Below are 15123 nucleotides of genomic sequence, written 5' to 3'. Positions count from 1 at the left end.
TTTGGGATTTTTGAATTTTTAGAAATTGGTATTTATTTGTTTTTTGGGATTTGTTATTTGGAATTTCACTAAATCAACTCCAGCATCTCCAACGCCTTCCTGATCGATTTCACATTCTCAAAAGTCAATAAAAGCCGCAATCCATTTGGCGTCTGCTTTTCCTTCATTTTGCACAAATGACCATGTTTCTGCACAAACTGCAGCACTTTATGAAACTGATTTGAAGTGTAAAAATCCGATTGCTGGTCTGAAATAAAATAGCAAATCATCTTTCCCTGTTTCATCACCAGTTTTTCAATGCCGAGTTTCGTGGCAACCCATTTCAGGCGAATCGAATTCAGCAGTGCTTTTGCCGGTTTTGGCAATTCGCCAAAGCGGTCGATGAGTTTTTCTCGTAAACCGAAAGTGTTTCATCGTCTTTGATCAAACTCAGTTCGTTATATAAATTGAGCCTTTCGGAAATATTATTGATGTATTCATCCGGAAACAACAACTCAAAATCAGTATCAATCTGGATGTCTTTTACGTATTCTTTTTCGGTGTCGTCACTTTCATCGGCATACAAATCCTTGAATTCATTTTCCTTCAATTCCTCAATCGCCTCGTTCATGATTTTCTGGTAGGTTTCAAAACCGATTTCATTGATAAATCCGCTTTGTTCGCCGCCCAATAAATCTCCGGCGCCACGGATTTCAAGGTCTTTCATAGCGATGTTGAATCCGCTGCCGAGCTCACTGAATTGCTCCAGAGCCTGAATTCGCTTGCGCGCATCATCGGTCATTGCCGAATAAGGCGGACAAATGAAATAACAGAACGCCTTTTTATTGCTTCGCCCAACGCGGCCGCGCATTTGGTGCAGATCGGAAAGTCCGAAATTATTCGCGTTGTTGATGAAAATCGTATTGGCATTTGGTACGTCGAGTCCGCTTTCAATGATTGTTGTAGCAACCAAAACATCAAATTCACCATTCATGAAGGCAAGCATCAATTCTTCGAGTTTCTTCCCATCCATTTGGCCGTGACCAATTCCGACGCGGGCTCCGGGAACCAATCGCTGGATCATTCCGGCAACTTCCTTGATATTTTCGATTCGGTTGTTGATGAAGAAAACCTGCCCGTTTCTTTGTATTTCGTAGGAGATTGCATCGCGAATCAACTCTTCATTAAAACCGACAACATTGGTTTCAATGGGGTAACGATTTGGCGGCGGGGTCGTGATGACAGACAAATCCCGCGCTGCCATCAATGAAAATTGCAATGTACGCGGAATCGGCGTTGCTGTTAAGGTCAGCGTATCGACATTGGCAGAAATTGTCTTGAGTTTGTCCTTTACATTTACGCCAAATTTCTGTTCTTCATCAATTACGAGCAATCCCAAATCCTTAAAAACCACATTTTTATTGACCAGTTGGTGCGTTCCGATGATGATGTCGAGTTTGCCGTCGGCAAGTTCTTTCAGCGTCTCTGATTTTTCTTTAGCGGTACGGAAACGGTTCAGGTAACCTATTGTCACCGGCATTTCCTTCAAGCGTTCAGAAAAAGTACGATAATGCTGGTAAGCCAAAATTGTCGTTGGCACTAAAACGGCGACTTGTTTTCCGTTGTCAACGGCTTTGAAAGCGGCACGAATGGCGACTTCCGTCTTTCCAAAACCTACGTCACCACAAACAAGACGATCCATTGGGCGGTCACTTTCCATGTCGGCTTTGACGTCCTGCGTGGATTTGATCTGGTCGGGCGTGTCTTCGTAAATAAACGAACTTTCAAGCTCCATTTGGAGATAACTGTCGGGGTTGAATTGAAACCCTTTTTCCAAACGACGCTTGGCATACAATTGAATTAAGTTGAAAGCAATGTGCTTAACGCGCGCTTTCGTTTTTTGCTTTAAGATTTTCCAGGCATTCGAACCGAGTTTGTAAATCTTCGGCGGCGCACCGTCTTTTCCGTTATATTTGGCGATTTTATGAAGCGAATGGATGCTTACATACACAATATCGTTATCGGCATAAACGAGTTTTATCGCTTCCTGCGTTTTACCTTCGACCTGAATTTTCTGCAAACCGCCAAACTTCCCGATGCCGTGATCGATGTGCGTGACATAATCGCCGACGGATAAGGTCGTGAGTTCTTTTAACGTAATCGTCTGCTTTTTCGAATAGCCGTTTTTAATGCTGAATTTATGATAACGCTCGAAAATCTGGTGGTCGGTGTAAACGGCAACCTGGTTTTCTTCGTCAATGAATCCCTGATACAATGGCAAAGTGATGGTTTCGTATTGCTTGCGGATGCTTTCAGAATTGGCTTCGTCTAAAGTTTCGAAGATGTCATGAAAACGTTTCGCCTGCTGGTCATTCGAACAAAATAAATAATTTTTGATGCCGTTGAAATGATTTTCGCCGAGATTATTGAGCAGCAAATCAAACTGCTTGTTGAACGAAGGCTGCGGCAAAATGAAATATTCGAAAGTCTTTTCGATTTTAAAAATCGCCTTTGAACCGGTTTCGGCAATCGTAAAATCAAGTGCCTTTTTGATGAATGACGACTGGTTCAGGAATAATTTTTCTGGTTCCAAGTGCCTGATTTCCTTGTTGAGTTTTTCAAATACCGAGCCTGCTTTTTCAAAGAGCTTGTCGAGTTTGCTCAGCAATCCTTCGGTATTATTGATGAAAATAACCGACTTCGGATTGATGTAATCGAGAAAACTTTCGCGATTTTCCTGAAAGAATTTATTTTCAACGTTAGGAATGATTGTGATTTTTTTCTGCCTTTCAATCGACAATTGCGTCTCGACATCGAAACTGCGGATGCTGTCGACTTCATTGCCGAAAAATTCAATGCGGTATGGATTTTCATTCGAAAACGAAAACACGTCGATAATTCCGCCACGAACCGAAAATTCGCCGGGTTCCGTAATAAAATCAACACGTCTGAATTCATATTCAAATAAAACTTCGTTGATAAAATCTATCGAAATCTTATCGCCCACCGAAACCTTCAAAGTGTTCTTGTCGAGTTCTTTTTGGTGACGACTTTCTCAAAAAGCGCTTCGGGATAAGTGACGATTATTGCCGGTTTTTTACGTGAATTGATGCGATTCAGCACTTCAGCGCGCAACAAAATATTGGCGTTATCGGTATCCTCAATCTGGTATGGATTGCGGTAAGAACGCAGGATAAAACAGCACATCTTCGTCGTTGACCAACTGCTCCAGATCATTGAGATAATAAGCCGCTTCTTCCTTGTCATTCAGGATAAACAAAAACGGATTTTCCGACTGCAAAAACAGTGCTTTCACGACAAACGAAAGCGAGGAACCGACAAGCCCCTTCAGGTGTAACTTTTGTTCCCGAACCGCAAGTGCGTCAGCAATCATGCGGGTTTTAGGAGCATTATCGTATTTATTAAATAAGGCCGATTTACTCAATTAATTTTCTTGTAAATATTATTTTGTGGTCTGGTGGATGGGATGGCGCGCGATGTGTCGAGCATTTTTATCATGTCTGATTCGCCTTGTTCAACCGGAATCTGCTCTATCACTACAATTTCTTCCATTTGAGTGGTTAATGACAGGATTTCCGCATTGATTTCTGCAATCAATACCGGAATCTTTTCTGCCGGAATATCGCGCAAATTGACGTATAAATCCAGCGAGCGTACTTTTGAAACCAAAGCGGCAATGCGTGCTTTTATTTCAGGTTTGGCAAATTTCTCCGGAATATTATTGTTGAGGTCATTGGCCCTGGTGGCGAGAACAATGGCTTTTTGCCTGAAAGCGCTGATAGAGCTTTTTGGTTTTTGATGCAAATCGGTTAAAAATAAACGCCATTCGGCCCAATTGCTAATGAGTGCCTGGGTTTGTGGGTTCAATGGGCGTTCGGTAAAATTCCACGAATTGTTAATGACCGTAAAAATGGCTTCCTTTTTCTTAATGTCTTTTTGTTTTTCGGCGTCGCGTTTCGCGGCATCATCCTGGCACGAAAAAGCCATCAGAACTACCAAAATTATACTGTAATAACTGATTTTCATCTGTTTTTATTTGGATTACAAAGTTACTGTTTCTAGTAATAAAGTGCGGAAGTTGCGTAGAAATTTATTGTTTTTTTAGCACTGAATTTCCGCTTCCATCATTTTCGAAAACGTTATCTTTGTTCAACAAACACACAAACTATGAGTACGAAAATATTAATCATCGGTGCCTGCGGACAAATCGGTACGGAGCTTACGCAAAAATTAAGGGCAGTTTATGGTGTAGAAAATGTAATCGCTTCTGACATCCGCAAGCTCAATATCGATGTCGTCAATTCAGGGCCATTCGAGGTCGTCAATGCATTAGACTTTAATCAGATTGAGCATTTGGTCGAAAAATATGAAATCGACGAAGTGTATTTAATGGCCGCATTGCTGTCGGCTACAGCCGAAAAAAATCCGGCATTTGCCTGGGATTTGAATATGAATTCTTTATTCCACGTATTGAACCTCGCCAAAGCTAAAAAGATAAAAAAGATTTTCTGGCCTTCGAGTATTGCCGTTTTCGGAACGACTACACCACGTGAAAATACGCCGCAATATACCATCATGGAGCCATCGACGGTTTACGGCATCAGCAAGCAGGCTGGTGAAAGATGGTGTGAATATTACCACAATATTTTCGGCGTCGATGTGCGCAGCATCAGATATCCGGGACTGATCAGCTGGTCTTCGCCTCCGGGCGGCGGCACTACAGATTATGCCGTTGACATTTATTACAAAGCGCTTTCTGATAAAAAATACGAGTGCTTTTTATCCGAAGATACCAAAATGCCGATGATGTATATGGATGATGCGATTCGCGCAACGATTTCGATTATGCAAGCTCCGGCTGAAAAGATAAAAATTCATTCGTCTTATAATTTAGCGGCTATGAGTTTTACACCCGAAGAAATCGCCGAAGAAATCAAAAAACACATTCCGGAATTTACGATTTCATATGCGCCTGATTTCCGCCAGAAAATCGCCGACAGCTGGCCCGCAAGCATTGATGACAGCGCTGCAAGGACTGATTGGGGTTGGCAGCACGAATTCGATTTGCCGTCAATGACGACAGACATGCTGATGCACCTGAAAGACGTAAAGCATTAAATAAAAACGCCACATTGTTAGATGTGGCGTTTTCGATTCAGACAGATTTTTAATTTAAGGGCCTGTACGATTGTCGATCTTAAAGATTCAAGGACAGTGCCGACTTCACCAACAATTTCTGCATCGGTAACACCATTTGCATGGGCTGCCGCAACTACGTAATTTTCAAATTTGGTATAATCTGCAGCGGTGGCTTTAACACCCATCCTCGTGTTGACAGCAGGATTATGCGCACTTGCCATGTCAAGTTCGGAATACGTATTGACAGCATTTGTGCCGCCGGTATTGTAAGAGAAGAAATCGGTAAGATTATCACTCAATCTCGCCAGGTTGTTGTGTTATTCTGACCGAAAACTTCTCCGGCCAATGGAGCGAAATGATTGCCAAAATTGCCCGGGTTGTCGGCAACAATATCAGCAACAATTAAGGTAATGGTAGTGTCGACGACTGAACGATAGCTCAAACGGCCGTGCTCAATCATTTGTCCGGGATTCCTTGGATCTGAAACCATGGTTTCGCCACCAAGTTTTTCATAAAGTGTAGGTGCTGCAGGCGGATCAGAATCATCATTGCTGTTACAGGCCGTAAAAAACGTTCCCGCCCCGAGAATCATGGTAAAAATTGCGATTTTGGTAAATTTTGTCATAAGATTAGTATTAGTGGATTAATTAAATAAATGCTGGATGCCTCTTGAAAATTTGTAGCTGAAGCTGTTCTGGTTCATCACAGGACAAACGCCTTTCGATGCAATATTTTGCGGGATTATCAGTCGCTCGGCTTTGTAATTGCCTTTCGCCATCAATTGGTTGAATACTTGTTCAGAATTCACGACTTTCATGTCATGGAAATAAACCAATACGTTTTCCCGGAAAAAATTTTGGGTTGATGACGCCGGGGATGCTTTTCATATCGCGGTGAATTTCTTTTTCTTTTGCAGCATCGATTGGCTCTTTAAAGTCGATTCTGCTGATCTGCAGTGTTGCGTTGTCAATTTCGACGGGTTTGGCGAGCACTATATGCACCACCAATACCACAAACAGCAATAAGAAGACGCCGAGGATGCTGCTTATTGCGATTTTTACTTTTTTGTTGATTTTCATTTGAAGTAATTTATTTGTTAAAATTGTTGGGTTTTTCTTATTTACGCCGCTAATCTTTTTGTGGTTTTCAAAAAATTAAAAAAAATGTATAAAATCGTTTATTTATATCTGTTTTAAATAGTGTAAGAAAAAAAGCATAAAAAAGGCCCAACGTATCATTACGGTGAGCCTTAATATTTGGTTAAATCAGGATTTTATTTCTGTCCGATGCTTTTTATGAAATTATCGTCGAAAGCTGATTTTATTTTGACAACTTCATCAATCTGATCATTCGGAATCGCAATTGAAAGTACATAATGCGCGATTTTCCATTTTCCGTTTTGTTTTTTCAAAATGCCTGAACCGCGGCAGATTTTCATCTGTGTGTCGAGCAATTCGTCAAACCATGCGATGTCGCCGCTTTCATTGGTGTAGATATTTCTTTGGAGCGGTGTGAAATTCCACGCTTTTCCTTTGTCGAAATAAGGTTTTGCAAAAGCTTTGAAAGCTTCTAGATCCCAATGTTCAGTGGCGTCTGTACCGACAAAAACGGCGTCACTTGTCATTAGCTTGAAATAGGCGTCAAATTTTGCTTCAGCTGCAGCTTTGTGCCAGGCGTTTAAAACTTTGACGATTTCGCCAGTCTCGCCTTCGATTTTTTGTTGTGCATTTAAATTGCTGCAGCAAATTATTGCAATGAGGATTATGAGTTTTTTCATTTTATTTTTTTCAAAATTCCTTTAAAAATACAAAAATTCTCCAAACGAAATTATCGAATGGAGAATCAGGTAGTTATGCAGGTTTAGTGTGTTTCTTTATTTCGCCAGATCCAGAATCGTCATTGGTACGTGTCTGTTGGGGTCGAGGCTTTCGTCGTGTTGGGAAATATCGAGGCCGAGTTGTTCGGATGCTTCGGAGACCCTTAACGGAATTATAGCATTGGTAATCCTGAATAAAATTATCGATCCAAAGAAAGTAAAAGCAGAAACCAATAGGAGCGCCATCATATGGTGTGCGAAAACATTCCATCCGCCATGCAAAAGGCTTGCATTTTCGCCTTGGGCAAATATCGCGGTGAGAATCATTCCCATAATGCCGCCAACGCCGTGGCAGGCAAAAACGTCGAGTGTGTCATCGATTTTTTTCATCGCTTTTGCATTCAGCACCAGGTTGGAAACAATTGCGGTAATAAACCCGAAAAATATGCTTTGCGGCACCGTCACATAGCCTGCCGCCGGAGTAATGGCAACCAAACCGACGACAGCACCTACACAGGCTCCGAGTGCAGAAACTTTCCGTCCGTTTAATCTTTCAAAAAATATCCAGGTAAGCATTGCTGCTGCTGATGCGGTGGTAGTGGTTGCGAAAGCCATGGCCGCAGTTCCGTTAGCGGCAAGAGCAGAACCGGCGTTGAAACCGAACCAGCCAAACCAAAGCATTCCTGTTCCCAGTAGTACAAAAGGAATATTGGTTGGAATATGGCTGCTGTTTTTTCTTTTCCCTAAAACCAAAACGCCTGCGAGGGCTGCAAATCCGGCGCTCATATGTACGACTGTTCCTCCGGCGAAATCCTTTACACCGAAATAAGTGCCTAAAATTCCGTTCGGATGCCAGACAGAATGGCAAAGCGGTGCATAAATCAACAAGGTGAACAGGCATATAAAAAACAGATAAGAAATGAACCGCACACGTTCGGCGAAAGAACCGGTGATGATTGCCGGTGTAATAATTGCAAATTTCATCTGGAACAATGCGAACAACATAAACGGAATGGTCGAAGCCATTTTCAAATGCGGCAAAACACCAACATGGTCCATAAAAGCAAAAGAAAACGGATTGCCGACTACGCTGTAAAACCTGCCATCAATGTGAAATCCGATTGGATCGCCAAATGCAAGGCTGAATCCCACAATCACCCAAAGTAAAGTCACAACGCCAAGGCATATAAAACTCTGCAGCATAGTTGAAATGACATTTTTCTTGCCGACCATGCCGCCATAAAAGAACGAAAGCCCGGGCGTCATCAATAATACAAGGCACGAAGCAGTGAGCAGCCAGGCGACGTCGGCGGGAACGATATCTTCTGTTTTCCCGAATTGGGATAAGATTTCAGGTGTTTCAACAGCTTCAGGCCAGAATAATCCGGCTATAGCTGCGGCAGATATGATGAGGAATGAGATAATCCAGCGTTTTTCAATTTTCATAACGACATCGGTTTATTTAAAATAATAATTGAGTCGTAAAAATAGTAATTTTTAAAATATTAATCGATGCCCCTTAAAAAATATGGGTTAAAATTAAAAATAGAAAAAATTTAATAAAGAATGTAAATTTTTATAGGGGTATTTGGTTAAAAATTAAGAAATATTTAATCTGAGGATTTTCTAATGTCAAAATTATAGTGTGTCAAAAATCAAAAAATCAGGTATTTCTACCTAATGGAAATAAAAAAAAAATCCGTATGTTTCCCAGGTTACATTTTTACCCCAAACTAAACCTGTCAGCGCTATGAGTATTATAGAAAACAAGAATATGTATTTATTTACAACAACCGATATGCAATTTGAGGACTATGACTGGACCAATATCCGGAAAATGATCCGCGAATATCCGGTATGCCTGACAAGACACGGTTTGATCGCAATGAAGGAAGTCAAATGTTGTATTTCATTAATCAACTTGCGATGCTGTGGCACCTCAAGCAGATTTGCAGTTGCCTTAAAATGGAACGCATGCTCAGGGAATCATTGCCTGAGAGAATTGTAAAACAGGAAGTGGTTATGGAATGGGTACGGAAAAACTGGGATAAATACTAATTGTATTCCTTGTTCAAACCCGTAAAAGACTGGTATTCTTTTCCGAGCGGCACCATGCATTTTACATCTTTATCGTCAAAATACCATTCAAGGCAATAACCATTTGGGTCGACTTCGTGCTGTTTTAAGAGCAATTCGAATGCTTTTGGTATTTCGGCCATATGATTGCGGAAATCCGGGATGTAAAAAGTATTGTATGGTCCAGTTTTTATCGTGAATCGTTGTAGGTCATGATGCATGAAATTTTCATCAGAATCTAAAACTTCAGCCGCGGCCTTATAAATAATGTTGCCATCTTCGCCGCGCCACGAAATACCATAGAAGTGCCTGTTTTCGTGTGGTGGCAAAATGGCCCTCAATTCACTGAATGCTGCTTCAATACCATCGGGAAAGGAAGTGGCCGTTACGCAAAAAGTTTCAATGTCATGCTGAAAAGTAAAACTGTCCATAATAAAGATTTTAAGTAAAATTACCATTTATAGCGGAAATCATTTTGTAATATTTTAGCTATTTATTGCAGGATTATGGTGTAAAAAAACCTCCGTTAAGGAGGCTTTTATTTTTATGCTGCGTCGCGTAAAGCTTTTACCCGATCGTGATGGCCCTTAAAGCGGATTGCTGTTCGCGAATCATCGCGATTTGTTCAGTTGATAACACGTCTGTATGTGATTCCAATACGTGCTCATAAGCTTCAAGTGCTTTGTCTTCGCCGAATTCACATGAATTGAGTACCGTTTGGCGTTCGTCTGTTGATAAAGCTGCTTTCACATCCATCCAGGCGCGGAAGAATTTTCCTGAAACCCGGGTGCCTTCTTCGGGCGTTCCGCCTAATTTTGAAACTTCGGCGCGCAATGCACTTAAATTTTTCTGGCTGGTCGCCTGCAATCCTGAAAAAAGCCCTTTCAAGTCTGCGGCTTTTGTTTCAGAAGATGCGGTTTCATAACCTTCTACGCGGTCATTATTGATTTCAACAAGTTCGTTGAGTGCGGCAATAGTTTTTTGAGTGTCCATTTGTACAATTTTTTAAGTTTTACTGAAGTGTAAATTTCTCCTTTAATTGACAAAAAGGCGTTATGTAATTTTAGTTATATGTTGCAGTTTATGAAGATATCACGCGAGACAAAATGCTACTGAACAAATTCTAAAAAACTACGTAAAATAAATTAACGCAATTTTAGCTTAAACCCATAATAAATGCGATAATTTTGCACACCCAAAATAGTTTACCATGTTGGATATCAGAGAGATAATTACAGTTGGAATGGTGCTTTTTGCCGTGATCGATATTGTCGGAACCATTCCGGTTATCGTCGATCTAAGGGCAAAACATGGCCATATTGAATCTGAAAAAGCCTCGATTGTGGCCGAGTCATTATGGTTGTTTTTCTTTTGTCGGAGAAGAATTGCTGAATTTAATCGGCATCGATGTGAATTCATTTGCCGTTGCGGGTTCCTTTGTATTGTTTTTCCTGGCATTGGAGATGATTCTGGGCATACGTATTTACAAAGATGAAGAAGCCGGCACCGCGTCAATAGTACCAATAGCCTTTCCGTTAATTGCCGGCGCAGGAACCATGACAACGTTGCTGTCGCTTCGTGCCCAGTATCATACATGGAATATCCTTATCGCCATTTTCCTGAATATCATACTTGTTTATGCGGTTTTAAAATCGTCTTCCAAAATTGAAAAAATATTGGGTAAAAACGGTCTCGGCATAGTCAGGAAAACCTTTGGTGTCGTGCTTTTGGCGATTGCTGTTAAATTATTCGCCGCTAATGTTAAAGGTTTGTTTGACTAATGAATTTTTACTAATTTCACTGAAAATAACGCACTTCAATAATGAAAATCTTCACTAACATATTGATCTTTATCGCGCTTGCATTGATTATTTTCAATGTAACATTACTCGATTTCGGGAACCTTTTTGAGGGCGAAAGTCTGGTCGGACTGATTGGTGTTGCTGCTTCTTTCTGCGCAATCTTTATCCTGCTTATTTTCAGGATGTCTAAACTGGTTCAGGAAAAAACAAAAAATCACTAATTCATGTTCGACATTTTGATTATTGGCGGCGGTGTCGCCGGAGTATCATGTGCGCTGGTTTTGGGTTCTGCCCACAATAAAGCGTACGTCGCAGACAAAAAAATAGGAATTTTTACGCACCAGAAAGGAAGCTCACTTCAGGACGGCCTTTATAATAATGCTTACGGAATCCCAGCAGGAAAACTAGGTTCTGAATTGCTTTCGGAAACGCTTGAGCAACTTGAACATTTGTATCCGCATGTGTCGCAAATTCCCAATGAAAAAGTCATGAAAATCGAAGGGCAGTTTCCTGAGTTTTCTGTTGTAACCAATAAGGGCGAATACAAAACCAAAAGCATTGTAGTGGCTGTCGGTTATACCAATACTTTCTACATTGAAGGTTTGATGGATTATGTTGAGCCGCACAAAAAATCCGTTCCTGAAAAAAACCGCATCCAGTTAAAAAATGTTGATCATAAAGTCGCTGCAGGCATTTATGTCGCCGGAACTTTGGCTGGTTCAAGAAGCCAATTGTCAATTGCCGCCGGAAGCAGGGCAGAAGTAGCAACTGATATTTTGACGGAGTGGAATAATGGCGTTCAAAGCCAGTCGCACGACAGTGTCAGGAAATAAATGAACTTTTATATAACACGAATTCCACAAATTCACACGAATTAAATCTGTGCAAATTTGTGACCCGAGCCGTAAGGCGAATTGACGAAGTAAATTTGTGTTTTAATATTACGCTATTTAATTTCTTCAACTGCTTTTAGCATCGCATCTTCTTTCAAAGTGATTTCGTAATATTTCTCTTCGCCATAAAGTTGCTTGGCGAACTCTGCATTGAGATATCTTTTGACCAATGATTTGGAATGATCTAATTTTAAAGTAAGTCCTTCGCGATATAAGTAATTGGCGAAGTTTTTAAAATAGACATCCGTTGCGTTCATTTTTGTGAGGAATTGCTCAAAAGTCAATCCGTTAAATGATTTCCTGTCTTTTTCCAATTGCTCAAAAACGAAATTCCCGACAATGCCCGATTGCATAATGTAGCCGATGCTTTCGAGTCCGTGCTCAGTTTCCAAAGGCACAAAAATATCCGGAACGATGCCGCCGCCTCCGTAAACAATGCGCCCTTTCGGGGTTTTGAATTTCAAAGTATCGGCGATTTTGATGCTGTCTTTTTTGTACAATTCGCCGGTTTCAAAGCGATGGTCGAATTCCTTGAAATAAGCTTCTTTTCCTTTTTTATATGATTTTTGGATGGAACGACCTGTTGGCGTATAATATCTTGCGACCGTCAACCTCACTGCCGAACCGTCGCCGAAAGCCATTTCACGTTGCACTAATCCTTTGCCGAAAGAACGTCTTCCAACGATGGTGCCACGGTCATTATCCTGGATGGCACCTGCAAAAATCTCACTCGCCGAAGCAGAATTTTCATTGATTAACACATACAATTTCCCATTTTCAAAACTGCCTTTTTCAGTGGCGAAAGTCTTGTCAATCCTGCCTTTTTTGTTTTTTGTAAAAACGATAAGTTGTTTGTCTTTGAGGAAATCATCTGCCATTTCAACGGCTTTTTCGAGGTAACCGCCGCCGTTATCACGCAGGTCGACCACAAGCGAAGTCGCACCGAGTTTTTTCAATTTGACCAATCCGTCATGGAATTCACCATAAGTAGTTTCGGCAAATCGGTTCACTTTGATGTAACCTAAAGTCTTGTTCAGCATCATCGCCACATCAACGCTTTTTAGCGCCACGACATCGCGTTTTACTTTGACTTTAAAAGTTTTATGCTCGGTTTTTCTGTAAATCGTGAGTTCGACTTCAGAGCCTTCCTTGCCTTTCAGTTTTGAAAATAAGCTGTCAGAATTGAATTTTTTTCCGAATATTTTGTCTTTTCCGGCATATAAGATCCTATCGCCGGCTTTGATTCCTGCTTTTTCAGACGAACGGCCTTCAACAGGTTTGATGACCGAAACCGTATCCTTATACATGAAAAAATTAATGCCGATGCCGACAAAATCGCCTTTCATGCTTTGGGAAACTTCCTCCATTTCATTCTGCGCGATGTAAACAGAATGCGGGTCAAGCTTGTCTAAAATATTGTTGACCGTCAAATCGACAATCGAATCGGTATTCACGCTGTCGACATATTCGTTGTCAATAAAATCAATGAGTTTGTTGAGTTTGTCTTTGTGCGCGTTTTGCGTCATTCCGGCTCCGGGAACGGGAAAATTCAGTAAAGTGCCCAGCAGCACACCCAACGCCAATGTCGAAAAAATTAAAATCGGAAGATAAATATTGTCTTTTTTCATTTAGTCGTCAAGTTCTGGGATAAATTCTACTTCAACGCCGGCCTTTATGAGGAAATCGATTCCCGAATCGTCGCGGTAGCCATTGTTGTAAACCACGCGCCTGATTCCGGATTGGTGAATCAGTTTGCTGCATTCGCGGCACGGAGAAAGTGTAATATACAAGGTTGCACCTTCGCAGGATTGCGTCGACCGGGCGACTTTGAGGATCGCATTCGCTTCAGCATGCAGGACATACCATTGCGTGAGTCCGCCGTCGTCTTCGCAGCAATTTTCAAATCCCGATGGCGTTCCGTTATAACCGTCAGAAATAATCATGCGGTCTTTTACGATAATCGCACCTACCTGCTTGCGTTTGCAATACGACAAACGGCTCCATTCGCGGGCAATCCGCAGATAAGCTTTGTCATATTTATTTAGTTTTTTGCTGCTCATTATTACGTTTGAAAACCGAATTTGCGAAAATAGATTTATTTCTGCAGTTTTTTGAATATCAGTTGTTAATTTATTTCCAGATTTCACTCGCGATAATCATCGGAAGCACGACACCGATGACGAATGCCGACATTACGAGCGTCCAGTCGCGTTTTGAGAAACGGAAAAACGTTTGTACGATATACGATAAAATCAATACGACAATTACAACAATGATTTGCGCCGTTTCTATCCCGAGTGAAATTTCAAGCATCGGAATTAATTTTCCGGAAGCGGGTGCCAAAGTCCTGAAATGTTCCGCATAACCCAATCCGTGTACGATCCCGAAGAAAAGCGAAATGAATCCGATAATGCTGATGCTTTCGTTCTTTGAACTTTTCCCGGCCGTAAAAAGATGAAAAAGCGCGGTAATCAAAATAATCACCGGAATCAGAAAAGCGGTAAGGCTGACTTTTATCACCACCCAATTGAATGCAGAAAGTGCCAAAGCAACCGTATGGGCAAGTGTAAAAATGGTCACAAGGATAAGCACTTTTTTCCAGTCTTTAAAGGCGTAAGGAACGGTAAGTGCAATCAAAAACAGGATGTGGTCGTAGGCTTTGATGTCGAGAATATGCCTCAGGCCGATTTCAAAATATATCCAGAATTCAGACATAATTGCAGGTTTAATAAATTTAGGGTTTCCAAACTTACAATTATTTTTGATATGGAAGCCAAATGTACTTTGAAATGCATTTTTGCAGGTTAAAAGTCATAAATTTCTTTAATAACTGCGCCCAAAAATCGAAATACAAATTATATTTGCATTAAATTAAAACACACACTATGTCATTCTCAGAATTATTCGACAGCGGATTCAAAAACAGAAATAAAGGCCACTTTTCGTCTATCGTAAGAGTTGCGATGGAAAACGGTCATTTGAGTGAAGAAGAAAGACACTTCCTTGACAAACTCGCGATGCAATTGGAAATTTCGGACGCAGAATATGCGGAAATCCTTGAAAACCCTTTGAAATACCCAATCAATCCGCCGTATTTGCACACACAAAGACTAGAGCGTTTGTACGATTTGTCGAGAATGGTATATGCCGATCACGTGCTCGGGCAACGCCAGAAAGAAATCCTGACGCGTTTTGCACTGGCATTAGGATTTACGCCGGGCAACGTTCATTATATTGTTGACAAAGCGTTGTCGTTGTTGGTTTTGAATGTTGATCTGGATACTTTCCTTTGGGAAATGACGCATATGAACAGATAAGCAATAGCAATTTCAAAAATCAATAGCAATTTCAAATAAAAAATCCAGAATTCAATCTTATTAATTGAGTTTTCGATTTT

17 protein-coding genes and 2 pseudogenes are annotated in these 15123 nt (G+C 41.0%); 6 read left to right on the top strand and 13 right to left on the bottom strand.

The features are described from left to right. Positions 1–68: 68 nt before the first annotated feature. Together mfd and ACSLFW_RS02270 are read right to left on the bottom strand one after the other, a co-directional pair. Positions 69–3373 (bottom strand): annotated as a pseudogene (gene mfd, locus ACSLFW_RS02275) (transcription-repair coupling factor). A gap of 47 nt (positions 3374–3420) precedes the next feature. Further along, entirely contained in the window at positions 3421–4026 is a 606-nt protein-coding gene (locus ACSLFW_RS02270) for a hypothetical protein (protein ID WP_436554467.1), read from the bottom strand. Positions 4027–4167: 141 nt separating this feature from the next. On the opposite strand from ACSLFW_RS02270, the gene ACSLFW_RS02265 reads away from it, so the two are divergent. Beyond that, positions 4168–5118 carry an L-threonine 3-dehydrogenase gene (locus tag ACSLFW_RS02265; protein ID WP_436554466.1) on the top strand — a complete coding sequence of 317 codons (951 nt, stop codon included), beginning with the start codon at positions 4168–4170 and terminating at the stop codon, positions 5116–5118. Between the two features lie 17 nt (positions 5119–5135). Here the strand turns inward: ACSLFW_RS02265 and ACSLFW_RS02260 are convergent, their stop codons facing one another. The 6 genes from ACSLFW_RS02260 to ACSLFW_RS02235 form a co-directional block, all read right to left on the bottom strand. Continuing rightward, complete coding sequence (locus ACSLFW_RS02260) at positions 5136–5438, bottom strand: hypothetical protein (RefSeq protein ID WP_436554465.1); 303 nt, start codon at positions 5436–5438, stop codon at positions 5136–5138. Then, positions 5435–5764 (bottom strand): hypothetical protein, encoded by a 330-nt coding sequence (locus ACSLFW_RS02255; protein ID WP_436554464.1) that lies wholly within the window; start codon positions 5762–5764, stop codon positions 5435–5437. Before ACSLFW_RS02255 ends, ACSLFW_RS02260 begins: the two co-directional genes overlap by 4 nt. Before the next feature lie 18 nt (positions 5765–5782). Continuing rightward, positions 5783–5974, bottom strand: a complete 192-nt coding sequence (locus ACSLFW_RS02250) for a hypothetical protein (RefSeq protein ID WP_436554463.1) — start codon at positions 5972–5974, stop codon at positions 5783–5785. After that, positions 5958–6218 carry a hypothetical protein gene (locus ACSLFW_RS02245; RefSeq protein ID WP_436554462.1) on the bottom strand — a complete coding sequence of 87 codons (261 nt, stop codon included), beginning with the start codon at positions 6216–6218 and terminating at the stop codon, positions 5958–5960. Before ACSLFW_RS02245 ends, ACSLFW_RS02250 begins: the two co-directional genes overlap by 17 nt. 194 nt (positions 6219–6412) lie before the next feature. Then, the gene (locus ACSLFW_RS02240; protein ID WP_436554461.1) at positions 6413–6916 is read right to left on the bottom strand and encodes a nuclear transport factor 2 family protein; all 504 of its coding nucleotides are present in this window, start codon (positions 6914–6916) and stop codon (positions 6413–6415) included. A 96-nt stretch (positions 6917–7012) separates the two neighbouring features. Then, the gene (locus ACSLFW_RS02235) at positions 7013–8401 is read right to left on the bottom strand and encodes an ammonium transporter (RefSeq protein ID WP_436554460.1); all 1389 of its coding nucleotides are present in this window, start codon (positions 8399–8401) and stop codon (positions 7013–7015) included. A 411-nt stretch (positions 8402–8812) separates the two neighbouring features. Between ACSLFW_RS02235 and ACSLFW_RS02230 the strand changes: the two genes are divergently transcribed. Further along, positions 8813–9013, top strand: a complete 201-nt coding sequence (locus ACSLFW_RS02230; RefSeq protein ID WP_436554459.1) for a hypothetical protein — start codon at positions 8813–8815, stop codon at positions 9011–9013. Here the strand turns inward: ACSLFW_RS02230 and ACSLFW_RS02225 are convergent. Together ACSLFW_RS02225 and ACSLFW_RS02220 are read right to left on the bottom strand one after the other, a co-directional pair. Then, the gene (locus ACSLFW_RS02225; RefSeq protein WP_436554458.1) at positions 9010–9462 is read right to left on the bottom strand and encodes a hypothetical protein; all 453 of its coding nucleotides are present in this window, start codon (positions 9460–9462) and stop codon (positions 9010–9012) included. The two genes, ACSLFW_RS02230 and ACSLFW_RS02225, sit on opposite strands and share 4 nt — an antisense overlap. Positions 9463–9598: 136 nt before the next feature. Continuing rightward, positions 9599–10024, bottom strand: coding sequence for a ferritin-like domain-containing protein (locus ACSLFW_RS02220; protein ID WP_436554457.1), 426 nt, complete (start codon positions 10022–10024; stop codon positions 9599–9601). 217 nt (positions 10025–10241) lie between these two features. On the opposite strand from ACSLFW_RS02220, the pseudogene ACSLFW_RS02215 reads away from it, so the two are divergent. The 3 genes and pseudogenes from ACSLFW_RS02215 (at position 10242) to ACSLFW_RS02205 (ending at position 11666) form a co-directional block, all read left to right on the top strand. Continuing rightward, a pseudogene (locus ACSLFW_RS02215) lies at positions 10242–10812 on the top strand (MarC family protein). Between the two features lie 41 nt (positions 10813–10853). Further along, positions 10854–11054 carry a hypothetical protein gene (locus tag ACSLFW_RS02210; RefSeq protein WP_436554456.1) on the top strand — a complete coding sequence of 67 codons (201 nt, stop codon included), beginning with the start codon at positions 10854–10856 and terminating at the stop codon, positions 11052–11054. Between the two features lie 3 nt (positions 11055–11057). Then, on the top strand, positions 11058–11666 hold the full coding sequence (locus ACSLFW_RS02205) for an FAD-dependent oxidoreductase (protein WP_436554455.1): 609 nt from the start codon (positions 11058–11060) through the stop codon (positions 11664–11666). Positions 11667–11779: 113 nt separating this feature from the next. On the opposite strand, the gene ACSLFW_RS02200 is transcribed toward ACSLFW_RS02205, so the two are convergent. From ACSLFW_RS02200 to ACSLFW_RS02190, 3 genes are all read right to left on the bottom strand, one after another. Next, positions 11780–13354 carry a S41 family peptidase gene (locus ACSLFW_RS02200; protein WP_436554454.1) on the bottom strand — a complete coding sequence of 525 codons (1575 nt, stop codon included), beginning with the start codon at positions 13352–13354 and terminating at the stop codon, positions 11780–11782. After that, a complete protein-coding gene (locus ACSLFW_RS02195; RefSeq protein WP_436554453.1) occupies positions 13355–13786 on the bottom strand; it encodes a deoxycytidylate deaminase in 432 nt (143 codons plus the stop codon). It lies immediately after the preceding gene. Between the two features lie 70 nt (positions 13787–13856). After that, positions 13857–14441, bottom strand: coding sequence for a HupE/UreJ family protein (locus tag ACSLFW_RS02190; protein WP_436554452.1), 585 nt, complete (start codon positions 14439–14441; stop codon positions 13857–13859). A 170-nt stretch (positions 14442–14611) separates the two neighbouring features. Here ACSLFW_RS02190 and ACSLFW_RS02185 point away from each other — a divergent pair, with 170 nt between their 5' ends. Further along, a complete protein-coding gene (locus ACSLFW_RS02185; RefSeq protein WP_436554451.1) occupies positions 14612–15043 on the top strand; it encodes a TerB family tellurite resistance protein in 432 nt (143 codons plus the stop codon). The last annotated feature ends 80 nt before the right edge of the window (positions 15044–15123 follow it).

Origin of the sequence: Flavobacterium sp. 3HN19-14 (assembly GCF_051373205.1) — a bacterium.
GTDB lineage: Bacteria > Bacteroidota > Bacteroidia > Flavobacteriales > Flavobacteriaceae > Flavobacterium.
This window is presented reverse-complemented; position numbering and strand designations above follow the sequence as displayed.

Coding starts and splice junctions, on each gene's coding strand:
- ACSLFW_RS02270 (WP_436554467.1), bottom strand. CDS start 4,026: ATGAAAATCAGTTATTACAGTATAATTTTGGTAGTTCTGATGGCTTTT.
- ACSLFW_RS02265 (WP_436554466.1), top strand. CDS start 4,168: ATGAGTACGAAAATATTAATCATCGGTGCCTGCGGACAAATCGGTACG.
- ACSLFW_RS02255 (WP_436554464.1), bottom strand. CDS start 5,764: ATGACAAAATTTACCAAAATCGCAATTTTTACCATGATTCTCGGGGCG.
- ACSLFW_RS02245 (WP_436554462.1), bottom strand. CDS start 6,218: ATGAAAATCAACAAAAAAGTAAAAATCGCAATAAGCAGCATCCTCGGC.
- ACSLFW_RS02240 (WP_436554461.1), bottom strand. CDS start 6,916: ATGAAAAAACTCATAATCCTCATTGCAATAATTTGCTGCAGCAATTTA.
- ACSLFW_RS02235 (WP_436554460.1), bottom strand. CDS start 8,401: ATGAAAATTGAAAAACGCTGGATTATCTCATTCCTCATCATATCTGCC.
- ACSLFW_RS02230 (WP_436554459.1), top strand. CDS start 8,813: ATGCCTGACAAGACACGGTTTGATCGCAATGAAGGAAGTCAAATGTTG.
- ACSLFW_RS02225 (WP_436554458.1), bottom strand. CDS start 9,462: ATGGACAGTTTTACTTTTCAGCATGACATTGAAACTTTTTGCGTAACG.
- ACSLFW_RS02220 (WP_436554457.1), bottom strand. CDS start 10,024: ATGGACACTCAAAAAACTATTGCCGCACTCAACGAACTTGTTGAAATC.
- ACSLFW_RS02210 (WP_436554456.1), top strand. CDS start 10,854: ATGAAAATCTTCACTAACATATTGATCTTTATCGCGCTTGCATTGATT.
- ACSLFW_RS02205 (WP_436554455.1), top strand. CDS start 11,058: ATGTTCGACATTTTGATTATTGGCGGCGGTGTCGCCGGAGTATCATGT.
- ACSLFW_RS02200 (WP_436554454.1), bottom strand. CDS start 13,354: ATGAAAAAAGACAATATTTATCTTCCGATTTTAATTTTTTCGACATTG.
- ACSLFW_RS02195 (WP_436554453.1), bottom strand. CDS start 13,786: ATGAGCAGCAAAAAACTAAATAAATATGACAAAGCTTATCTGCGGATT.
- ACSLFW_RS02190 (WP_436554452.1), bottom strand. CDS start 14,441: ATGTCTGAATTCTGGATATATTTTGAAATCGGCCTGAGGCATATTCTC.
- ACSLFW_RS02185 (WP_436554451.1), top strand. CDS start 14,612: ATGTCATTCTCAGAATTATTCGACAGCGGATTCAAAAACAGAAATAAA.